The sequence below is a fragment of the Sphaerisporangium sp. NPDC049002 genome (assembly GCF_040649355.1).
GTDB lineage: Bacteria > Actinomycetota > Actinomycetes > Streptosporangiales > Streptosporangiaceae > Sphaerisporangium.
Window position 1 is genome coordinate 1 of record NZ_JBEZFH010000160.1, and the last position, 18,158, is coordinate 18,158.

The 18,158-nt window shown below is 68.6% G+C and carries 15 protein-coding genes and 1 pseudogene; 8 read left to right on the forward strand and 8 right to left on the reverse strand.

What is annotated here, in order from left to right; all coding sequences use genetic code 11:
- The 3 genes from AB0B89_RS26280 to AB0B89_RS26290 all read right to left on the reverse strand — a co-directional run.
- Positions 1–1,213, reverse strand: a 1,213-nt coding sequence (locus AB0B89_RS26280) for an ABC transporter substrate-binding protein (RefSeq protein WP_358558099.1), incomplete at its 3' end; no start/stop codon positions are given.
- 371 nt (positions 1,214–1,584) lie between these two features.
- Positions 1,585–3,243 carry a M28 family peptidase gene (locus AB0B89_RS26285; protein ID WP_358558102.1) on the reverse strand — a complete coding sequence of 553 codons (1,659 nt, stop codon included), beginning with the start codon at positions 3,241–3,243 and terminating at the stop codon, positions 1,585–1,587.
- Between the two features lie 419 nt (positions 3,244–3,662).
- Positions 3,663–4,586, reverse strand: coding sequence for an EamA family transporter (locus tag AB0B89_RS26290; protein WP_358558105.1), 924 nt, complete (start codon positions 4,584–4,586; stop codon positions 3,663–3,665).
- Positions 4,587–4,625: 39 nt separating this feature from the next.
- On the opposite strand from AB0B89_RS26290, the gene AB0B89_RS26295 reads away from it, so the two are divergent.
- From AB0B89_RS26295 to AB0B89_RS26320, 6 genes and pseudogenes are all read left to right on the forward strand, one after another.
- Complete coding sequence (locus AB0B89_RS26295; protein ID WP_358558108.1) at positions 4,626–5,195, forward strand: MarR family transcriptional regulator; 570 nt, start codon at positions 4,626–4,628, stop codon at positions 5,193–5,195.
- Between the two features lie 654 nt (positions 5,196–5,849).
- Entirely contained in the window at positions 5,850–6,788 is a 939-nt protein-coding gene (locus AB0B89_RS26300) for an ABC transporter permease subunit (RefSeq protein ID WP_358558111.1), read from the forward strand.
- The gene (locus AB0B89_RS26305) at positions 6,785–7,657 is read left to right on the forward strand and encodes a carbohydrate ABC transporter permease (RefSeq protein ID WP_358558114.1); all 873 of its coding nucleotides are present in this window, start codon (positions 6,785–6,787) and stop codon (positions 7,655–7,657) included. Before AB0B89_RS26300 ends, AB0B89_RS26305 begins: the two co-directional genes overlap by 4 nt.
- A 63-nt stretch (positions 7,658–7,720) precedes the next feature.
- The gene (locus AB0B89_RS26310) at positions 7,721–9,358 is read left to right on the forward strand and encodes an extracellular solute-binding protein (RefSeq protein WP_358558117.1); all 1,638 of its coding nucleotides are present in this window, start codon (positions 7,721–7,723) and stop codon (positions 9,356–9,358) included.
- 64 nt (positions 9,359–9,422) lie between these two features.
- A complete protein-coding gene (locus tag AB0B89_RS26315) occupies positions 9,423–10,133 on the forward strand; it encodes a DUF624 domain-containing protein (protein ID WP_358558120.1) in 711 nt (236 codons plus the stop codon).
- Positions 10,134–10,229: 96 nt separating this feature from the next.
- Positions 10,230–10,439, forward strand: a pseudogene (locus tag AB0B89_RS26320) (beta-galactosidase); the annotation flags it as partial.
- 190 nt (positions 10,440–10,629) lie between these two features.
- Here AB0B89_RS26320 and AB0B89_RS26325 read toward each other — a convergent pair.
- The 5 genes from AB0B89_RS26325 to AB0B89_RS26345 form a co-directional block, all read right to left on the reverse strand.
- Positions 10,630–11,403, reverse strand: a complete 774-nt coding sequence (locus tag AB0B89_RS26325; protein WP_358558123.1) for a maleylpyruvate isomerase N-terminal domain-containing protein — start codon at positions 11,401–11,403, stop codon at positions 10,630–10,632.
- Between the two features lie 91 nt (positions 11,404–11,494).
- Positions 11,495–12,688, reverse strand: coding sequence for an acyl-CoA dehydrogenase family protein (locus AB0B89_RS26330; RefSeq protein ID WP_358558126.1), 1,194 nt, complete (start codon positions 12,686–12,688; stop codon positions 11,495–11,497).
- 283 nt (positions 12,689–12,971) lie between these two features.
- Positions 12,972–14,048 (reverse strand): NADH:flavin oxidoreductase/NADH oxidase, encoded by a 1,077-nt coding sequence (locus AB0B89_RS26335; protein WP_358558129.1) that lies wholly within the window; start codon positions 14,046–14,048, stop codon positions 12,972–12,974.
- A 192-nt stretch (positions 14,049–14,240) separates the two neighbouring features.
- A complete protein-coding gene (gene rfbA / locus AB0B89_RS26340; protein WP_358558132.1) occupies positions 14,241–15,113 on the reverse strand; it encodes a glucose-1-phosphate thymidylyltransferase RfbA in 873 nt (290 codons plus the stop codon).
- A 217-nt stretch (positions 15,114–15,330) separates the two neighbouring features.
- On the reverse strand, positions 15,331–16,620 hold the full coding sequence (locus tag AB0B89_RS26345) for an activator-dependent family glycosyltransferase (protein WP_358558135.1): 1,290 nt from the start codon (positions 16,618–16,620) through the stop codon (positions 15,331–15,333).
- Positions 16,621–17,006: 386 nt separating this feature from the next.
- Here AB0B89_RS26345 and AB0B89_RS26350 point away from each other — a divergent pair, with 386 nt between their 5' ends.
- Positions 17,007–17,201 (forward strand): hypothetical protein, encoded by a 195-nt coding sequence (locus AB0B89_RS26350; RefSeq protein WP_358558138.1) that lies wholly within the window; start codon positions 17,007–17,009, stop codon positions 17,199–17,201.
- A complete protein-coding gene (locus AB0B89_RS26355) occupies positions 17,198–17,941 on the forward strand; it encodes a class I SAM-dependent methyltransferase (protein ID WP_358558141.1) in 744 nt (247 codons plus the stop codon). The genes AB0B89_RS26350 and AB0B89_RS26355 overlap by 4 nt, the downstream gene beginning before the upstream one ends.
- The last annotated feature ends 217 nt before the right edge of the window (positions 17,942–18,158 follow it).

Genomic DNA, 18,158 nt, shown 5'->3' on the forward strand with positions numbered 1-18,158 from the left:
GCCGGTTCGTCGCGGCGTTGGCGAACCAGCTGACCGAAAGGCTCAGCCGGACGCCGTCCTTGGCCCGGATGCCGTCGGCGCCGGGCCGCCAGCCGGCCGCGTCCAGGAGCGAAGCGGCCCTGCCGGGATCGAACGCGAGCCGCTCGCTGAGGTCCGTGTAGAACGGGGTGGTGTGGGCCAGGATGCTCGTCGCCGGCTTGCTGCCGGTCGGGAAGATCGCCTCGACGATCTGCGGCCGGTCGATCGCCGCCTGGATCGCCTGGCGCACCGCGGGGTCGCGCGCCGGCGGGCGGGAGTTGTTGAGTCCCAGGTTGAAGACCACGCCCGGGTTGGCCCGCGCCCGCAGGGTGACGTCGTCGCTGCCCCGCAACGTGCTCTCGTCGGCGAGGCCGACGCTGCCGATGGCGTCGACCTGCTCCGACTGGAGGCTCCCGGTGCGGACCCCGGCCTCGGGGACGATGGTGAACACCACCTTGTCCAGGTAGGCCTCGCCGGGCTTGCGCCACAGTGACGACCCCCAGTTGTAGCCGGTACGCCTGGCCAGGGTGATCGACTGGTTCGCCCGGTATCCCTCCAGCGTGAACGGGCCCGACCCGGCGATCCCCTCGGTGCAGCGCTGGTCCGCCGTCTTCCGGGTGCTCGCCTGCGAGACCAGGCCGAGCGAGAAGGTCGACGTCGCCTGCAGGAACTGGGCGTTGGGCTGCTTGAACGAGACCGCCGCGGTGAGCTCGTCGACGACCTTGGTGCCGGTGTACCCGCTGAGGTAGCCGATCGCGAGGACGGCCTTGGCGCCGAGCTTGGGCGCGGTGTCGAAGGTGTCCTTGACCGCCTGGGCGTTGACGGGCGTCCCGTCGCTGAACGTGGCTCCCGGACGGAGGTGGAAGGTGAAGGTCCGCGCGTCCGGGCTCACTTCCCAGCGCTCCGCGAGCCAGGGAACGATCTTGCCCGTGGCCGGATCCTGGTCGGTCAGCGAGTCGACGATCTGCCGCAGGGCGTAGATGGTGTCGTTGCTGCCGACCTGCTGGGGGTCGACGCAGCCGGCGTACGACCCGACCGCGAAGGTCAGCGTTCCGCCGGCCTTGGCCGCGTCGCCGTCGGCGCTCGCGGTTCCGCCGCCCGAGCCGCAGGCGGCGGTCAGCAGGATCGGCCCGGCCACGGCGAGCGTCATGATCAGCCGTCGGCGGACCACGGTGGACTGGGGGGCTGGTTGCACGTGTACTCCCACTCGAATCGAGACAGGCGCCGTGGTCGCCCCCGTGCTGGGCGGGACGGGAACGGACCGGCACTGTACGGTTCGTCAGCTCGTGCCGGCGCACCACCTCGCGCCGCCGGTGCGGGCCCGGCCGGTCACTGGCGTCGCGCCGCGCTCATGGTAGGCAGCACGAATTATTTGAGTCAATACCTACAGGAAAAGTAGGAAATATGCATAGGAGCCGGCGGCGGACCGAAGGGCACGGAAGACGCGCGTCAGCCCCGTCGTCCAGGGCCGGAGCTTCCACAGCAGCCGAACGCCCCCGTCAGAGATCCTCTGACGGGGGCGTCGTGTCACCGGTGCGGCGAAGGCTCGGACACGCTCGGCAACGCTCAGACGGTGACGCTCCACGTGTCGAGGAAGCCGGTGTCGAGCTGGTAGTTGTCGGTCACCTGCAGCGTCCAGGTTCCCGAGGCCGACTGGGTGACCGGGACCGAGTAGGTGCGGGTGCCGTAGGAGGTGCAGGACGAGCCACCGCTGCTGTCGATGGTGTAGTACGTCCCGTTCGGGCCGCGCAGGCGGATCTGCAGGTCCTCGGCGCAGGTGTGTGAGATCGTCACGCTGACCTTGACCGGCGACACGGCGCTGCCGGTCGCGGTCGAGGTGACCGGGCTGTTGATCGTCGACAGGTCGTTGATCGTGTAGTTGGTGCCGTTGGTGAACGTCCGGTTTCCGCCGGTGCCGCTGACCGTCAGCGTCCAGGTCGTGGTGCGGGTCACGGTCTCACCGGTGCCCGTGACGGTGATGGCGTAGGTGCCGGTCGGCGTCGACGCCGAGGTGGAGAGCGTGAGCGTCGAGGAGCCGCCCGAGGTCACCGAGGCCGGGCTGAAGTTCGCCGTGGCGCCGCTCGGCAGCCCGGACGCCGTCGTGAGGTTCACCGTCTGCGCGGTGCCCGACGTCGTCGCGGTGTTGATCGTGGTCGTGACCGCCTGCCCCGCCGGCACGGAGCTCGACGCGGGGTTGGCGCTGATCGAGAAATCCCTGCCGGTGGGAGTGCCCACGGCCTGGGTCCAGATGGCGTACGCCAGGGCGTCGCCCGCCCGGTCCAGGACGGTGTCGTTGATGTTGGCCGTCGTGTCGCACGACCGGTGGTAGCAGGAGTCGTACGCCTGCCCCGCCGTGCCGCCCCACTTGGCGGCCTGCGCCGAGGTCTTGGTGGCGCTGGCGCCGGCCGCGACACCGGAGGTGGCGATGCCCGCGTTGCGGAAGGAGGCGTCATCGGAGCGGTTGGCGCCCTCGGTGTTCTCTTCCGGCTGCAGGCCGAGGTTGGTGTAGAACGCGCGCAGGTCGGCGGCGGCCGTGGTGGTGATGTTGTTGATGAAGTAGCCGCCGTTGGGCGAGCCGACCATGTCGAAGTTGAGGTACTGCTTGATCTTGGAGCGATCGGTCGAGCTGAGCGAGTTGACGTAGGCGCGCGAGCCGAGAAGGCCCTGCTCCTCGTCGCTCCACCAGCCGAATCGCACATGCTTGGTCATCGTCGGGCGCTGCGCGGCCAGGGTCAGGGCGACCTCCAGCAGCATCGACGACCCCGAGCCGTTGTCGTTGATGCCGGGACCGGCCGAGACGCTGTCCAGGTGGGCGCCGGACATGATGACCTGGTTCTCGTCCCCGCCCGGCCAGTCGGCGATCAGATCGGGCCCGGCGCCGCTGGTGCAACCCGGCGTGCAGGTCACGCGGCGGGTGGTGTAGCCGGCGGCCTGCAGTTTCTGCTCGACGTAGGAGACCGACGCGGTGTAGCCGGCGGTGGTCGACCTGCGGGTGCCGCCGTTGGAGGTGGCGATGCTCTGCAACTGGCTCAGATGGGCCTTGATGTTCGGCAGGCTGACGTCGGGGGCCGCCAGGGCGGTGAGGGGGGCACTCCGGGACGTACTGTCGGGTGCGTTGTGCCGGGTGCTTCCCGGTGGAGCCTGGGCGGTCGCGGGGGTAGCGGACGCGAGCAGGCCCGTCAGGGCCATGATGACGGTCGCCGTGAGGACAGCTGTGCGCCTCAAGTGCGTTTTCCTTTCTCGGCATCCCACTGTCGCGCTTCCGCCGGGTGGGCGGGCGGCGCTCATCGCGCCGTCACGGATCGCTGGACGGCGCGAGGGTGTGGGACTGGGGGGTGTGGAGAAACGAATGCTCACACGCCGGATATGCCGGTCGGCGGCCGAGGCGGTCGAGACCCGTACGGCACCCGGCATGACTCCCAGGGCCGGGAGTGGCGTTCTACCGTCGGTACGGCTACGACATGTGACGACGCTCCTGACTTCGAAGGGGCGAATCCACTTGTGCGTGACGGTAGGGCCACCGGAAGGCGCAGTACATACGTAGCGGCATCCGTATATCTACCGAAAATCACGAGCAGGGATGGCGGATGGTGCTGATATGGGCAGTCAGCGGCTCGGCGAGCAGGTGGAAGCGGAGAGGCAGGTCACCCGACGCACTCCGCTTGATCATGTGCGTGGGCGGTGTGCTTCGATCGGTGGGCTCTGACCAGCGTGACGAGGCGAGCCGTGAAGGGCTGGCCGGAAAGGATCCCGAGGAAGACCAGCGCGAGTCCGCAGATCTGGTGCACGGCGAGCGTTTCACCGGCGACCATGGTGCCGAACAGGACACCGCTCATCGGGTTGAGTGACCCGATGAGCCCCACCGTTCCGGCACTCAGGTGCCGTAGTCCCGTGAACCAGGCGGCGAAGGCGAGCGCGGTCGCGACGACCGTGACATAGCTGAAGCCGAGCAACGCGGACCCGTCCAGGGTGGGCGGTGATCCCTCCGTCGCGACCGCGACAGGCAGCAGGACGACTCCCCCCGCGACGAGCTGCCAAGAGGTCAGCGAGAAGACATCGACGTCCGAGCTCCACTTCTTGGCGAGCACGTAGCCAAGGGACGACATCACCATGGCCATGACAGAAGCGAGTACACCGGAGGCCCGCACGGTGCCCCCGCCATCCAGCAGCATGAGGCAGACGCCCCCGATCCCGATGCCGGCTCCGGTCATGTGCGTCGCCTTCGGGCGCTCGGACAGCGCCGCCCAGGCGAAAAGCATCATCACGATCGGCGAGGTCGCCATGATCGTCGATGCGATGCTCGTCGGAAGCGTTTGCGCCGCCAGATAGACCAATGCGAAGAACGCGCCCATGTTCATGGTGCCGAGGACCAGCGACTTCCACCACCATGACCCGTGGGGACGCTTCCTGCGGACGAGGAGGAGCAACAGGCCCGCGGGCAGCGCCCGGATCACCGCTCCGTAAAGCGGGTAGTCGGCCGGTAGGAACCGATGGGTGATGAAATAGGTGGTCCCCCACGCCACGGGTGCGATCGCGGTGACGGGCCCCCACCGGAAAGTAGCTTCCATGGAAGCTACTATAGCTTCCATGGAAGCTATAGTAGGAACGTGAACGAGCACCTGGACCATGTCGCTCGCATCCAGCAGGCCTGGGCCCGTGAACGACCCGACGTGGACGTGGCGCCACAAGGTGTGATCGGACGGCTCCACCGCCTCGCCGGCCACCTCACCGAACAGCTTTGTGTCGTCTACCGGCGCTATGGGCTCGGGGAAGGGGAGTTCGATGTGCTCGCCGCCCTCCGGCGCGCCGGTGAGCCCTTCGAACGCGCACCCGGAGAGCTTGCCGCGTTCACCATGGTCACCACGGGGGCGATGACCAAACGCGTCGACCGGCTCGAACGCGAAGGGCTGGTCACACGCCGTCCCAGCACGAGCGATGGCCGAGCACGTGTCGTCGCACTCACCGATGCCGGCAGGGAACTGATCGACCAGGCGTTCACCGAGCACATGCGCAATGAACGCCGCCTCCTCGACTATCTGACGCCGGACGAGGCCGCACAGTTGGAATCGCTTCTCGCCACCTGGCTCGCGAGCTTCGAGACACCGCGCTTCGAGACACCGCGCTTCGAGACGCCGCGCTTCGAGACGCCGCGCCAGGCGGAGAACAGGAAGCTGTGATCGCTGACCTGCGTAAGCGTCTGGATTCCTCCTTCGGTGAGGCGCGATAGCCCGCTCTGGGCGGATCAAACCTGATGTGGGCGGGCCCCGTCAACGCGCCAGAACGCCGGCGCGCCGCCGCGCCCCGCCGGCGTGCTCTCACCTGGGGGGCTTGCGCCGTCAGCGCCTTCGGGGCCTCCGGCGACCGTGAAAGGTTCATCGGAGACGATCCGATTCGAGCCGATCGAAAGTACCGGTCACGGCGGCCCGGGGCCTGCCGGGGGTGACGACGAGGCACCGACGCTCTCGTCGATCCGAAAGTTTCGGCCTGGGGTGCGATGCCGGAGTGCCGCTGGGCTGTGAACAGGGCTTGGAGGAACCGGCCGAGTGGTGGTTGACCACCCTCTTGACGAACCTGGACAGGGCTCCTATATTTCCGCAATATTAATGCGTGACTCCGAAAATTTCGGGCCTTTCACCGTGACATGTCGCCGACATGTGGACGACGCCGTCGTCGGCCGAGGGGATGGCATGAGCGACCAGCCGCCGAACGAATCGAGGCCCGCTTTTGGTGAGTCCACACGACGGCGAGATATGCGGTCGTCTCCGTCCGGGCGAGCCAGGCCCGAGGTCGGCTCCCTCGGGAAGCGCTTTCCCAGGGCCGGTCGTTCCGAGGTGAGGCCCGATCCCGCCCGCGGGAAGCGGCGACCTGGTCCCACCTGGCGGCAGGCGCTGCGTCGCGACTGGCAGCTGTACTCGCTGGCCGTCCTCCCCCTGCTGTTCTTCGTGGTCTTCCGGTACCTGCCGATGATCGGCAACGTGATCGCCTTCCGGAAGTTCGAGCCCGGCGGCAGCGTGCTGGGCGAGAAGTGGGTGGGCCTGCGCTACGTGCGGCTGTTCCTGAACGACCCGACGTTCTGGCACGTGTTCGGCAACACGTTGCTCCTCGGCGCGCTGACCCTGTTGTTCTGCTTCCCGTTGCCGATCGTGCTCGCGTTGCTGATCAACGAGGTCCGGCACCGGCGCCTCAAGCGGTTCGTCCAGTCGGTGTCCTACCTGCCGCACTTCCTCTCGATGGTGGTCGTGGCCGGTCTCGTCATCGAGCTGCTGTCGGTCGACGGGCCGGTGAACCAGGTCCTGCGCGTGGTGGGCGACGCCCCGATCACGTTCCTGCAGCAGCCGGAGTGGTTCCGCACGATCTACGTCTCCTCGGAGATGTGGCAGACCGTCGGGTGGGGGACGATCCTCTATCTCGCCGCGCTCACGACCATCGATGACCAGCTGTACGAGGCGGCGCGGATCGACGGCGCGGGCCGATGGCGGCAGACCTGGCACGTGACCCTCCCCGGCATCCGGCCGACCGCGGTCACTCTGCTGATCCTGAACATCGGCGCGTTCATGGCGGTCGGTTTCGAGAAGATCCTCCTGCTCTACAACCCGCTGACGTACCCGACCGCCGACGTGATCTCCACGTACCTGTACCGCATGGGCGTCGAATCCAACAACTTCAGCTACGCCGCGGCGATCGGCCTGTTCGAGGCCCTGATCGGGCTGACCCTGGTCATGTCGGCGAACCTGATCTCCCGTCGCGCGGTTGGGACGAGCCTGTGGTGACAGTGGACAGAACCAGGGGATATCGCCTGTTCCAGGGGGTCAACGCCGTCGTGCTCGCCGGCGTCGTGATCGTGACCCTGTACCCCTTCATCAACGTCATCGCTCGCTCGCTGAGCGACGAGAACTTCATCCGGTCCGGTCAGGTCAACCTCGTCCCACGCGGGTTCACCCTCAAGACGTACGAATACGTGGTCTCCGACCCGATGTTCTGGACGAACTACCGCAACACCGTGGTGTACACGGTCGTGGCCACGTTGATCTCGATGCTCCTGACCACCTGCTACGCCTACGTCCTGTCCAAGAAGCACCTCAAGGGCCGCAAGACACTGGTCGGGATCGCCGTCTTCACCATGTTCTTCTCCGGCGGCATCATCCCCAACTACGTCCTGATCACCGGCATCGGACTGAAGGACAGCATCTGGGCCGTCGTCCTCCCGAACGCCATCAGCGTCTTCAACCTGCTGATCATGAAGACGTTCTTCGAGGGACTGCCAGTCGAGTTGGAGGAGGCCGCCGCGATCGACGGCATGGGCACCTACGGCATCCTGCTCCGGATCGTGCTGCCGCTGTCGAAGGCGGTGATCGCCACGATGACGCTCTTCTACGCCGTCGCGTTCTGGAACTCCTGGTTCGCCGCCTTCCTCTACATGAGTCAGTCCGATCTGTTCCCGGTGACCGTCTACCTGCGCAACCTGATCGCCGGGGCCACCACCGCGTCGTCCGTCGGAGCCGACGCCATGGACCTCACGGTGGCCGCCAACATCAAGGCGGTGACGATGGTGCTCACCATCCTTCCCATCGTGGGGATCTACCCCTTCGTCCAGCGGTACTTCGTCACAGGAGTGATGCTCGGCGCGGTCAAGCAATAGCCCCTCGCCTCCGGCGGCCTCCGCACACCCCCCGTTCCGCGCGAAAGGACTCCCATGTACCAGATGAACCGGCGTCAGGCGATGGTCGCGGTAGGCGCGTTCCTCGCACTGGCCGGCTGCGGCAGTGACGACTCCAAGAAGAAGGGGGACGACTTCTCGGCGAACCGGGAGGGCGCGATGCCCGGCTACGGCGCCGGCGGCCGGTTCAGGGCCGCCGCGCCGCTCTCGTTCACCATGCTCTACAACAACCACCCGTTCTACCCGATGAAGAACGACTGGCTGTTCTGGTCGGAGCTGAGCAAGCGGACCAACGTGAAGATCGAGCCGAGCGTGGTGCCGCTCAGCGACTACGAGAAGAAACGCAGCCTGCTGATCGGCGCCGGCGACGCCCCGTTCATCATCCCGAAGACCTATCCCGGCCAGGAGACCCCCTTCGTCGCGTCCGGCGCCATCCTCCCGGTCAGCGACTACGTCGACCTGATGCCGAACTTCAAGGAGAAGGTCGCCAAGTGGAACCTCCAGGGCGACCTGGACACGCTCCGGCAGTCGGACGGCCGCTACTACGTGCTCCCCGGGCTCCACGAGGACTTCTGGGTGGACTACTCCCTGGCGGTCCGTAAGGACGTTCTCGACAAGCTGGGACTTGAGATCCCGCAGACCTGGGACGACCTGCGCACGGTGCTGAAGGCGATGAAGGAGGAGTACCCCGACTCCTACCCCATGTCCGACCGCTGGGGAACCCTCACGCCCGGCGCCAACCTGCTGAACATCATCGGCATCTCCTACGGCGCCCCCGGAGGCTGGGGCTACGGGGACGGGATGTCGTGGGACCCCGCCGCCGGCAAGTTCGCCTTCACCGGTGCCATGGACCAGTACAAGCAGATGCTGCAGTACCTTCAGACCCTGGTGGAGGAGAAGCTGCTCGACCCGGAGAGCTTCACGCAGACCGACGACCTGGCGATCCAGAAGCTGGTGTCCGGCAAGTCCTTCGTGATCAGCTCGAACGCGCAGACGCTGGTCAACGAGTACCGGCCGCCGCTTTCGAAGGCGAATCCGAAGGCCGTGCTCGTCAAGATCCCCCTGCCCGTCGGGCCGCTGGGGCCGATCAAGTACGGCGCGGGGAACACCCGCCTGGAGAACGGCATCATGATCTCCAAGAAGGCCCGCGACAGCAAGAACTTCGTCGCCATGATGCAGTTCATCGACTGGCTTTGGTATTCCGACGAGGGCCAGGTGTTCGCCAAATGGGGCGTCGACGGGGTCACCTACACCAAGGACGCGTCCGGGAAGTACAAGCTGGCGCCGGACGTCGACTTCGTCGGGCTCAACCCCAAGGCGACGAAGCACCTGCAGAAGGACTTCGGCTTCTCCAACGGCGTGTTCGCCTACGGCGGCAGCACCGAGCTGCTCCAGTCGACCTTCTCCGAGGAGGAGGTGGCGTTCCAGAAGGTGATGAACGCGAGGAAGCCCCTGCCGGCGCCGCCTCCGCACCCGCTCACCGACGAGGAGCGCGAGCAGGTGACGCTGTGGCAGACACCGCTCAAGGACCACGTCACCCAGAACACGATGAAGTTCATCCTTGGCAAGCGCGACTTCGGCGATTGGGCCGCCTACGTCAGCGAACTCGAAGGGAAGAACATGTCGTCCTACGTCAACCTGGTGAACACCGCCTACGACCGCTTCAAGAAGCAACACGGCTGACCGCGGGGGGCCGCAGGCTCCCGGGCGCGGCGGAAACGGAGAGCGTGGTGAGCGAAGGAGGACGATGCGGACCCCGCCCGAGTCTCCCATGACCGATGCGACGGCCGGACGCCGGTTCGGCGAAGGACCCCTTTCACGCGCCTCCGCTCTCGTCTACACCCTGCTCGTGGTCGAGCTCCTGCTCCTGACCGCCACCTCGCCCGGCCTGGTCGGGCTCGTCCTTCTCGACCGTGACGCGGCCGACGTCCCGCTGGCCGCGGCCTGCCTGCTTCCGGTCGGTCCCGCGCTCTCGGCGGCGGTGTACGCGTTGCACCATCGTCGCCTCGATCTCACCGAGCTTCATCCGGCGGCGGCGTTCTGGCGCGGGTACAGGGCCAACTTCCGCGGGGTCGTGAAGCTGTGGATCCCGTGGCTGGTGTGGCTGGCCGTCATCGGGTCGAATCTCGCGAACTTCGCCGCCGCCGGCGTCCCGCGATGGTGGGCCGTGCTGTCGGTCCTCATCGCGGTGGCGGCGACCCTCTGGGTGGCCAACGCACTGGTGATCACCTCCCTGTTCGAGTTCCGGGCGAGGGACGTGGCCCGCCTGGCCGCGTACTTCCTCACCCGTTCCCCCCGGACCGCACTGGGCAACGCCGCCCTTCTGGTCGTGGCGGCCGGCCTCACGCTGGTCGCCTCCGAGGTGGTTCCGGCGCTGCTGGCCTCGGTACTCGCATCGGTGTTGCTGCTGAACAGCCGCCCGGTGATCGCCGAGGTCCGCGAGGCGTTCACGGTCTGAGGGGCCTTCGCCTTCGGCGGTCCTGGCGCGGCGGCATCACAAGAGGAGGACTCGAAATGACGAACCCTCGCATGGACGGCTTCAGGAACCGCGCCCCCGGTCTGGCTGACCCGTCTGCACCCCGAGGTCTTCCCGATCATGGCGGACGGCGAGCCGTTCGGTTTCGGGAACCGTCAGCACTACGACCCCTCGTCGCCGATCTACCGCCGGTACGCGGCGAACATCACCACCAGGCTCGCCGAGCGCCACTCCTACCACCCGGCACTGGCGATGTGGCACATCGGCAACGAGTACGGCCCCACCGCGTACAACGAGGAGGTCGCCGGGCTGCCCCGTAACGACTTCAGCTACCCCGGCACCGTCATGCGCCACTACACGCCCTCATCGGCGCGAAGATCGACGAATACTGGTCGGCGCGCCCGGACGAGCGGTTCAACCGTCCAGTTCGCCGACGGGCGCACCGCGACCGCGGACTGGTGGCGCGAGCGCTGTAGGTTCACTGCGTCGCGGCGGTCCTCAGGGCGTGGAACTGCTTCAGCAGGGCCGCGTCGCCGGAGATCCGTACGGACGCGTCGTCGCCGCGGTTCCAGAGCCAGAGCAGCAGCGGCATCGCGTCCCCGCTCACCAGCGCGTCCCCGTCGAAGCCCGTGGCGGCGTCACTCACCTCCACATGGCCGGGCTGAGGGCCCTCGCCGGCGACGGCCCTCAGCGTCCAGGCGTGGTGGCTCGTGGAGACCGAGACGGGCCGCTCGTCCGGAGCGTCGAGGAGGGTGCCGAAGTCGTCCAGCCAGCGGGTGCTCCCGTAGCCGACGAACAGCCTCAGCACCTCGTCGATGCCGTCGAAGGCGAGATCGTCCGGGACCGGGGACACCGGACGGCCCGCCGCGAGCTCGGCGTCGATGCGATGGATCACCGTCTCCTGGGCCATGCGGCGGATCCAGAAGCCGACGGTCTGATCGGGCTCGTGCCAGGTGGGCGCGGGGCCGGCGGGGGAGTGCGCCGAGAACTGCCCGGTCAGCAGGGCGTGGGTCTTGTCCAGCGAGGTCACGGGATCGGCGTCGAGCACGCCGGGCGGCAACTCGTCGGGGAAGGCATTGAGCCGGATGGCTTCGGCCTTGTGCAGGTAGACCTTGGCGACGTGCCGCGCGAGATCGCCGACGGACCAGCCGGGGCACGACGGCACGGGGGCTGAAGGATCGGCGCCGGCGACGGCGGCGCGCAGCAGGGCGAAGTCATGCTCGAAGCAGCTGAGGAGCCGGGAGGAGTCCATCCCCCTATCGAACCAGCCCCCCGGGCATCCTGCACCGGATTTCCGTGGCGGGTGTCGCCGCCGTCCGATCGGATCCGGCCCACCACGACCGTCAGCGTGCGGCGGTGGCGGCGTTCGCGCGGTAGCTCATGTAGTTGTTGTCACGGTCGATGCCGAGTGACTGACTGCTGAGGAAGTCCACCGCGTCCACATAGGTGTACGGCTGCATGAACCATCCCGCGCACACGTCGCGGTAGAGCCGCGACAGCGGATGCGCCGCCCCGTACGCCGCGCCGCCGATGACGGTCAGGCAGTCGTCGACCACCGACTTCGCCAGCCGGTTCACCGCCAGCTTGGCGTACTGGAACGGCACCATCATGCGCCTGCCGCGCTCGTCCAGGTCACCGGTGAGGTCGTCGTTGAGGTCGTCGGCGTTGGCGAGCGCCGCCGTGGCCGTGGCCCGGAGCGTGTAGAGGTTGGTCTCGATGTCGGAGACGAGGGCCCGTACGGCCGCCGACGGCGCGGCCGACCGGCGCGCGGCCGTGCTGACGGCGATGTCGCGGGCGGCGCGTGCGACGCCGGCGTAGATGCCGAGCATGGTGATGGAGCTGACGGTCTGCCCGGCCAGCGCGCGGTCACTGTGCGCGCCGATCACTCCCCGCTGTAGCACGTCCTCCTCGGCGACCGGGCAGTTGTCGAACACGATGTCGCAGGTGCCCGACGCCCGCATGCCGAGGCCGTCCCACTCGGGCAGGACCGTCAGCCCGGGGGTCGCGCGGTCGAGCATCGCGGCGGCGAGCGTGACCGGCTCGCCGTCGACGACCTTCTGCGTGTGCACCAGGAAGTGGGTGGCGATCGGCGCGAGGGTCACCAGTGTCTTACGGCCCGACAGCAGCCAGCCGCCGCGCCCGTCGGGCGTCAGCCGGGTCACCGCCGTGTGGTGGTCCTTCGCACCGCCGCAGATCACGAGCCGGTCTGACGCCATGCCCCGCAGCATCCGCTCCGCCAGCGCCCGCACCGGCGGCGAGCCGTGCTGCCACTCGTAGGCGAAGGTCAGGCCACGGCTGAACTGCACGTGCAGGGCGAGCGCGGTCGAGGCGTCGGCCTCGGCGACGGCGGCCAGCACCGCCGCCACGTCGGACAGGCGCGAGACTCCGAGGCCGCCGAGCTCCTCGGGGACGGTGCCCGCCATGACCCCGTTGTCCAGGAACCGCTCGAAGGTCTCCGTCGGAAACTCGCCGAAACGGTCGTGGTCGGCGGCCTCGTCCCGGATCCGGGCGGCGTCCTGCTCTATCAGGGCCAGCAAGGCTCGGCCGTTCGGCGTGACAGGCGTATCGAACCGTCCGTCAGGTACGCGAGTTGCGCTCCAAGTCGACAATGGACACTCCGAGATGTCTGGGGGTGTGACGACGTTCGAGGTCTGCGGACAACCGGACCGGCGGGTCGAAATCGAGCGTAACACCGTGAAGAGGCGTAGAACCGTGCACGGCCGAACCAGTGGGGAAGTGCGCAATGGGGAAGAAATCGCAGATGGGAGGCGGTACGAGAACCGCAAGCCGGAAGGTGCGCGGCCGCGGGCCGGGGGGATCTCAGTTGGCGCGAAGGTACTGCTCGGGCCGGCGTGGCGGCACGTCCAGCGCGCGGGCGGCGCGCCGCGGCCAGTAGGGGTCGCGCAGCAGTTCGCGGCCGAGCAGGACGGCGTCGGCCTGACCGGAGGTGAGGATCGACTCGGCCTGATGGGGGTCGGTGATCTGGCCGACCGCGGCCACCGTCCAGCCGGTCTCGGCGCGCACCCGGGCCGCGAACGGCACCTGGTACCCGGGGCCGGTGGCGATCCTCACCCCCGAGGCGTTGCCGCCGCTGGAGACGTCCAGCAGGTCGACGCCGCGGGCGAGCAGCTCCTTGGCCAGGCGCACGGTGTCGTCCACGGTCCAGCCCTGGCCGTCGGGGAGCCAGTCGGTGGCCGAGATCCGGAAGAATATCGGCAGCTCATCGGGCCAGACGGCGCGGACGGCGTCGACGACCTCCAGGGCGAAACGGATGCGGTTCTCGAACGGGCCGCCGTAGGCGTCGGTGCGGTGGTTGCTGTGCGGGGAGAGGAACTCGCCGATCAGGTAGCCATGCGCGCCGTGGATCTCCACGACCTGGAAGCCCGCCCGCAGCGCGCGCTCGGCCGCGGCGGCGAAATCGGCCACCACGCCGCGGATCCCGTCGGCCGACAGCTCCTCGGGTACCGGGTAGCCGCCGGCGAAGGGAACCGGGCTGGGCGCGACCGTGGGCCAGCCGCCTTCCCCGGTGCCGAGGGGAGCGCCGCCGCGCCAGGGCCGGTCGGCGGAGGCCTTGCGGCCGGCGTGCGCGAGCTGGATGCCCGGCACGGCGCCGTGCCGGGACAGGAAGCCGGTGATCCGGCCGAACGCCGCCTGCTGACGGTCGTTCCACAGCCCGAGGTCGGCGGGGCTGATCCGTCCCTCGGGGGAGACGGCGGTGGCCTCGGTGAGGATCAGCCCGGCGCCGCCCACCGCCCGCGCCGCGAGGTGGGCGAAGTGCCAGTCGTCAGGCGCTCCGGTGTCCGGGCCGTCGGTGGCGGCCGAGTACTGGCACATCGGCGCCATCCACACGCGGTTGGGGATGGTGAGGGACCGCAGGGTGAGCGGCGCGAAAAGCATGGGATCTCCTCGTTCGACCTTGTTCGCTCGCGACGTCCCACCGTACGGCCCGCTCGCCGCCGGTCACCTCGGCGCGTTGGAACCCGGGCGAGCGGTGCCCCGGGCTCCGCTCGCCGCCGGTCACCTCGGCACGGCGGAACCCGGGCGGGCCGTGCCCCGGGCCGAGGTGACCCGTGTACGCGGTGGGACCGCTCAGTCCAGCGCGTAAGCGATCTCCGTGAGGTACCGGCCGTAGTTCGACTGCCGCATTTCGGCGCCGAGCTGGTAGCAGGCCTCCGCGTCGATGAAGCCCATGCGCAGGGCGATCTCCTCCAGGTAGGCCACCCGCTCACCCTGGTGCTTCTCGACGGCCTGCACGTACTGGCTGGCGGCCAGCAGGGAGTCGTAGGTGCCGCAGTCGAGCCAGGTGCAGCCACGGCCCAGCCCGATCAGTCTCGCCCGGCCCCGCCTGAGGTATTCGAGGTTGACGTCGGTGATCTCCAGTTCGCCGCGCGCCGAGGGGGCGAGCCCCCGGGCGATGTCGACGACCTGGTTGTCGTAGAAGTACAGGCCCGCGATCGCGTTGTCGGAGCGCGGGAGCACCGGCTTCTCCTCGATGGAGACCAGCATGCCCTCGGAGTCGACCTCGCCGATGCCGTACCGCTCCGGGTCGGGCACGGGGTACCCGAACAGGGTGCAGCCATCGAGCGATTCCCGCGCGTGGCGCAGCAACTCCGGGAATCCGGCACCGTGGAAGAGGTTGTCGCCGAGGATCAGCGCCGAGCTGTCGCCACCGATGTGGTCGGCGCCGATCAGGAACGCCTCGGCGATGCCGCGCGGCTCGTCCTGCACCTTGTAGGTCAGGTTCAGGCCGAGCTTGGAGCCGTCGCCGAGCAGGCTCTGCATGACGGGGACGGCCGACGGTGTGGAGATGATCAGAATGTCCCGGATCCCGGCCAGCATCAGCACGGAGAGCGGGTAGTACACCATCGGCTTGTTGTAGATGGCGAGCAGCTGCTTGGACGTCACCAAGGTCAGCGGGAACAGCCGTGTACCGCTGCCCCCGGCGAGAACGATTCCCTTCATCTTCCGGTCCGTTCTTCGATTCGTAGGTCAGGGGTGGGGATGCGCGGGCCGGCGGCCCGATCGAGATGGTGAGCCCGCTGCCGGCCGTGGAACGTCCAGGGGCGACAGAGCGTCCGGGGGCCGTGCGGCCCCCGGCGCCGGCGGCCATCCATCGGCCGGCGGCCGGCGTCGCGGGCTCACGCCGGCACCCCTCTACCCCTCAAGATCGAAGAGCGGTTCAGGGGCGCGACGTGCGGTATTCGGCGGTCAGCTTCTCCAGCACCGGCACGACGTCGTTCGGGCTCGGCATGGATCGCACCTCGGTGCGCAGCTGAGCGGCGTTCGCCGCGTACGACGGGTCCTCCAGGACCAGCTTGAGACTGTCGCGCAGCACGTCGGCGGTCAGGCTGCCGGCGTTGACCGCGTACACCCCGGCGCCCCGGCTCTCCGCCGCGTTGGCCATGGCCACCGAACCCCACCACTTCTCGACCTTGAAGTCGTTGGGCACGATGACCTGCGGGACGGCGTGCTCGATCGCCGACGCGAAGGTCCCGCAGCCGCCTTCGTGGACGATCGCCGAACACGAGGGCAGCAGCGCGTTCAACGGGACGAAGTCGACGGTACGGACGTTGTCCGGGAGCTTCGGCACCGACTCTAGCTGCTTGGCGTTGAAGGTCGCGATCACGTCGAGGTCGAGGTCGGCGATCGCGTCGAAGAGCTCGGTGGCCGAAGCCGACGTGCCCTCGATGTTGGCGTCCCGGTGTGAGATGCCCAGCGTCATGCAGACGCGCCTGCGGGTGGGCTCCTCGTACACCCACTTCGGCGTCGTCGCGGGGCCGTTGAACGGGACGTTGCGCATCGGCACGTAGTGCACGCCCTGCGGCCGCCAGACGTACAGCGGCATGGGGGACAGGGTCCACTGGCCGACCGCCGCCGACTCGTCGAACTCGGAGCCGACCCGCTCCATGAGCGGCTGCAGCCAGTCGCGCAGCGGGTCGCCCTCGGATTCGAGCCGGTCACGGCAGGCCGCACGGAGCTGCGCCAGCCTGTCAACGGTGAACAGCATCCGGGCATGCGCCGCGCCGACGGCGCGGGCCGCCACCGCGCCGGGCAGAGCGGTCGGGTCCGTGATCACCAGGTCGGGACGCCACGTACGAGCGAAGCTCACCAGGTCGTCGACCGTGGAGTCCGGGTAGAACACCCCGCGCACGCCTGAGATGAGGTCCTTGAACTCGATGTACGGATCGCCCCAGCCGAAGTCGGTCTGCACGGACTTCCCGGTGCGCAGGCCGCGAGGGTCGGCGGGCCCCGTCGCCCCCTCGATCGGCGGCACCTGCATGACCTTCTCCTCAAGGACAAGCATCTCGCCGATCGACACGCCGGGAAGTCCGGTGCTCGCGATGACGTCGGCCATATCCGGCGGACCCGCGATGCACACCTCATGCCCTGCGTTACGGAGCGCCCACGCCATCGGCACCTGCACGTACAGATGTGATCTGAAGGGGTTGGTCACGAAGAGGATCCGCATCGGAGCCCTTCCTTCTAGATGATGAGCGACAGCGGCCATGCCAGGCGACGCGCCCAGCGGCAGCCGGTCGGCGGGGCCCCTCGCACGCCGGGAACAGGGGGGCGCGCATCGCGAAAGGTCGCCGCGTCAGTAGGTGGTATCCGGCCGGCTTTTCGTACCGCTGGGGCCTTACTCGAAGTCGACGTTCGGTACCCAGTATGGCGTCAGGGGCCGTCGTGAGCGTCTTCTGGATTGCGTGCTTGGCCATCACGGGAACGCGGTGCGTTCAACCGATCCCGGCCCGGCGCCTTGCGCGGCCGCGCCAACGGGGAGTACGGAGCCGTCCAATTCGGCATTCCAGATTTCCCGCTCGCCCCGGGGGCGGCCCATAACGGAGGCGGGACGGCGTGGAGACCCATTTCGCGGCCGGACGGTTTCGCATGGGCACTGAGAGGAGAATCCGCATTCACAGCTGGCAGAAAGCGGTCACCGACGTGCAGCTTGCTGCCGTCGATTTCTCTGGTCCGAGGTCTCGCGATGTCGAAGAGTTGTTTCTGCGAGGACAAACGGCAAGCCCTCCAGAGAAAGAGACGAAGGAATGACCAGAACCGCTTTCACCGCCCGTTCCACGCTTTTCGACACCGAGCACGCCAGGCTTTTCGATCGCGTCTACACCGCACGAGGCAAGGACTACACCGCCGAGGCGGGGGCCGTCGCCCAGCACATCCGGGCACACAGGCCCGACGCCCGTTCGCTGCTGGACGTCGGCTGCGGCACCGGAGAGCACCTGCGCTCGTTGAAGGACATGTTCCCCGACGTGGAAGGGCTCGACCTCACCCCCGCCATGCGGGAGCAGGCGACGAGCAAACTGCCGGGGGTGCCGATCCACGACGGGGACATGAGCGACTTCGCGCTCGGCCGCACGTTCGACGCGGTGATCTGTCTCAACAGCTCGATCGCCTTTCTGCCTTTGCCGGGGTTGACGTCCGCGATCGCCTGCATGGCGCGGCATCTCAACCCTGGAGGGGTGCTCGTCGTGGAGCCGTGGTACTCACCGGAGAGGGCCACCGACGGCACCGTGGTCGGCGACATCGTGCGCGGGGACGACGGCGTGACCGTCGCGCGAGTCTCGCACGGCGTCCTTCGTGACGGCAGGCACCACCTGGAGACGCATTTCATCGTGGCCGACGCCGACGGCATCCGCCACTGCGCCGACGACCAGGTGATGGGTGTCTATCGGCGTGAGGACTATCTTGCCGCGTTCGCCGGCGCGGGTTGTGACGCGGAGTACTGGGAGGAGGGGTTGGCCGGCAGAGGGTTGTTCGTCGCGGTCCGCCGCTGACCGGCGGGCCGTCTCCGTGCGCCGGCACGGATCAGCGTGGCGATCGAGGTCCGCCCACCCGATCGCCACCTGGTCGTGCCTGGGCACCCGGTGCCCCAGCCCCGGGAAGGCCCGGTCCGGCCGCGGTGCTCCGGCCCCGGCAGCGGCCGGCCCTGCCGTCCCATCGGACAGGCCGGTGAACGTCCAGCCGACCTGGCTGAACGCGAACTGGCCCGCC